Annotated in this window: 3 protein-coding genes and 1 pseudogene; 1 reads left to right on the top strand and 3 read right to left on the bottom strand. The window is 42.2% G+C overall.

Annotated elements, in window-relative coordinates; genetic code table 11:
• Positions 1-52 precede the first annotated feature (52 nt).
• Positions 53-598, top strand: a pseudogene (locus QZ565_RS08600) (sodium-dependent transporter); the annotation flags it as partial.
• A gap of 39 nt (positions 599-637) precedes the next feature.
• Here QZ565_RS08600 and manA read toward each other — a convergent pair.
• The 3 genes from manA to QZ565_RS08585 all read right to left on the bottom strand — a co-directional run bounded on the left by manA (position 638) and on the right by QZ565_RS08585 (position 3,611).
• Complete coding sequence (gene manA / locus QZ565_RS08595) at positions 638-1,582, bottom strand: mannose-6-phosphate isomerase, class I (RefSeq protein ID WP_295528257.1); 945 nt, start codon at positions 1,580-1,582, stop codon at positions 638-640.
• Positions 1,583-1,702: 120 nt separating this feature from the next.
• Positions 1,703-3,142, bottom strand: coding sequence for a 6-phospho-beta-glucosidase (locus QZ565_RS08590; RefSeq protein WP_295528254.1), 1,440 nt, complete (start codon positions 3,140-3,142; stop codon positions 1,703-1,705).
• 208 nt (positions 3,143-3,350) lie between these two features.
• Positions 3,351-3,611, bottom strand: coding sequence for a SemiSWEET family transporter (locus tag QZ565_RS08585; protein WP_001291472.1), 261 nt, complete (start codon positions 3,609-3,611; stop codon positions 3,351-3,353).
• Positions 3,612-3,691 lie beyond the last annotated feature (80 nt).

Here is a 3,691-nt window from a genome sequence, read left to right as displayed (position 1 = left end):
ATGTGTGTTTCATTTCATCCCAAGAAATCTCTAGTCCCCCGTCTGGGTGGTTTTAGCCTTTTTCCCAGCCATGTCAGCCTTCAATATTCAGTCAGAAGGGGGACCAAGCCTGCTCTTTATCGTCTTGCCTCAACTCTTTGACAAGATGCCTTTTGGAACCATTTTCTACATCCTCTTCCTCTTCCTCTTCCTCTTTGCGACAGTCACTTCTTCTGTCGTTATGCTGGAAATCAATGTGGGTAATATCACCAATCAGGACAACAGTAAGCGTGCTAAATGGAGTGCTATTTTAGGAATCTTGACCTTTGTCTTTGGAATTCCTTCAGCCCTATCTTACGGTGTCATGGCGGATGTTCACATCTTTGGGAAGACCTTCTTTGACGCTATGGACTTCTTGGTTTCCAATCTCCTCATGCCATTTGGAGCTCTCTGCCTTTCACTTTTTACAGGCTATATCTTTAAGAAGGCTCTTGCTATGGAGGAACTCCATCTCGATGAAACAGTATGGAAACAAGGACTTTTCCAAGTCTGGCTCTTCCTTCTTCGTTTCGTCATTCCAATCATCATCATCGTGGTTTTTATCGCCCAATTTATGTAATCAAAAAGGACTTGAGTATGAACTCAGGCCCTTTCTTTTTTATGGATGACTAACAATCAATTCCAAACCTTGCCCTTCCAGAGTCCAAGTTTCAACATCACTTGGTAGGATAAAGTGGCTGCCTTTTTGGATTGGATAGTTTTTTCCGTCAACAGTAAGCTGACCTTGACCAGCTAAGACACTAAATAAGCTGTAGTCAGCTGTCTTTTCGAAGTCAACTTTTCCAGTAATTTCCCACTTGTAGACTGCGAAGAAATCATTAGAGACAAGTAAAGTTGAGCGTAAATCATCAGATTTGACAGTCACAGGACGGCTATTTGCAGGCTCACCAATGTTCAATACATCAATGGATTTTTCAAGGTGAAGTTCACGCAAGTTACCCTTGTCGTCCTTGCGGTCAAAGTCATAGACGCGATAGGTGGTATCACTAGACTGTTGGGTTTCAAGAATCAAGATACCTGCTCCGATAGCATGCATGGTGCCACTTGGTACATAGAAGAAATCTCCAGCCTTAACAGGGACTTTTGTTAATAGACCATCCCAGTCTTTAGCTTCGATTTGCTGACGAAGTTCATCTTTTGACTTGGCATTGTGGCCGTAGATAATCTCTGAACCTTCATCCGCAGCAATGATATACCAGCATTCTGTTTTTCCGAGTTCGCCTTCGTGCTCTAGTCCATAAGCATCGTCTGGGTGCACTTGGACACTGAGCCAGTCGTTGGCATCGAGGATTTTGGTCAAAAGTGGAAATACAGGCTCTGGACGATTGCCAAACAATTCACGGTGCTGTGCATACAAAGTAGCTAGGTCTGTTCCCTCGTAGTGACCATTTGCAACTTTAGAGACACCATTTGGATGAGCTGAGATAGCCCAGTATTCGCCAATTTTTTCACTTGGGATGTCGTAGCCAAACTCATCACGTAGCTTGGTTCCACCCCAGATTTTTTCTTGCATAACTGATTGTAAAAATAATGGTTCTGACATCTTATTCTCCTGTCTGATTTTTCTCCCCTCATTATAGCAAAAAGCCAGATCTAATTGAACTCTTTTTCCTATTATATAAAGTAGGGAGAAGATTTTATAAAAATAGTGAACAAATGTGCTCTACTTAATACTTGCACCATTGCTGGCAATGATATCCTTGTACCAGTAGAAGGATTTCTTCTTGCTCCGTTTGAGACTTCCATGACCAGCATTATCACGATCCACATAGATAAAGCCATAGCGCTTGTTCATTTCGCCTGTTCCAGCTGAAACCAGATCGATACAACCCCAAGTCGTATAACCAAGCAAGTCAACCCCATCTTGGTAAATGGCATCTCGCATAGCCTTGATATGAGCCTCTAAGTAAGCAATCCGATAGTCATCCGCTACATAGCCATTTTCATCTGGTGTGTCCATAGCACCGAGCCCATTTTCTACGATGAACATAGGCTTTTGGTAACGATCCCAGATGGCATTGAGGGTGATACGAAGTCCCAGTGGGTCAATCTGCCAACCCCATTCTGAGGATTCCAGATAAGGATTCTTGATAGAGGCAAAGACATTTCCAGCGGTTAAATCCGTCACTTCTGGATCACCTGAAGCCATGCGACTCGCATAATAAGAGAAGGAAACAAAGTCAACAGTGTGGTTCTTCAACAAGTCCAAATCCTCTGCTGTCATTTCAATCTCAATCCCCTCACGCTCCCACTGCTTCTTGGCATAGTTTGGGTATTCCCCACGCGCTTGGACGTCAATGAAGAAGTAACTCTTACGGTCTTCTTCCATGGCTGCCCAGTAATCTCTCGGATGGGCTGTGTTAGGATAGTACTGCCCTGCTGCCAACATACATCCCACCTTGTTTTCTGGATCAATTTCGTGGGCAAGTTTAGTCGCCATGGCTGAAGCCACCAACTCATGGTGAGCCGCTTGGTATTTGACCTGTTCTTGATTTTCTCCTTCTTCAAAACAGAGCCCAGCTCCCATAAAGGGGGCATGGAGAATCATGTTGATTTCATTGAAGGTTAGCCAGAATTTGACCAAGCCCTTATAGCGGGTAAAGAGTGTGCGACAAAGTTTTTCATAGAAGTCTAACATCCGACGATTGCGCCAACCACCGTATTCTGTAATCAAGTGCATAGGACAGTCGAAATGAGTGATAGTCACCAGAGGTTGGATACCATACTTGTGGCACTCCTTAAATAAATCCTCATAAAAGGCTAGACCAGCTTCATTTGGCACTGTTTCGTCGCCCTTAGGAAAAATCCGAGTCCAAGCAATGGATAGACGATAAGTCTTAAAGCCCATTTCCGCAAAAAGGGCAATATCTTCCTTGTAATGATGGTACATATCAATAGCTTGCTTGGCTGGGTAAAAATAGCCCTCCTCAAACGAAAACATCTTTTTCTGACCTGTGATAATGGCTTCACGATCTGGACCGATGGGGACGACATCCACATTCGCCAATCCACGACCTTCTAAATTATAAGCACCCTCACACTGGTTGGCAGCTGTCGCTCCGCCCCACAAGAAACCATCCGGAAAAGTCAGTTTTTCGGTCATAACTCTACTCACTTTCTTATTTGCTTGTTCATTTACTTATATTATAACTTATTCTGTAAACCTTTTCTTATAAAATACTGTGACATACTGATACTATTCTACTATTTAAGTTTATCAGATTGTTTTTTAAAAAATTATCCTCTAGAAAAAGTAAATAGCCTCCCCTGAAACAAAAAAGAAGACTGAAAACTAGTCTCCTCTGTTCCTTTTAAATCAAAGCTGTAATAACCGTCACTAGGCCAAAAATAATACCTGGTGCATTAGCTGCTGCAAGGGGGATATCTCTTTCTTTTTTGAAAAGACCGTAGTAAACCCAGAGACTACAGTTGATGGCAGCAACCAAGGGCTGGATGAAATTTCCTTTTTGACCAGCCAGATTGTTCATGATTTGTGGGAAGTAAGACACATACATCATAACAGACATAAAGGTCGCTACCCAACCTAAAATTTTCATTTGTTTTTCAGACATTTTCAAAACCTCTTTCATTTTTACTGAATCTTATTTTAAAATATTCTTTCAAAACAATCAAGTCTTTAAAACTTTTGTTA

The sequence above is a fragment of the uncultured Streptococcus sp. genome (assembly GCF_915066115.1).
Classification (GTDB): Bacteria; Bacillota; Bacilli; order Lactobacillales; family Streptococcaceae; genus Streptococcus.
The sequence above is the reverse complement of the archived record's forward strand: the minus strand, read 5'-3'. Positions and strand labels throughout refer to the sequence as shown.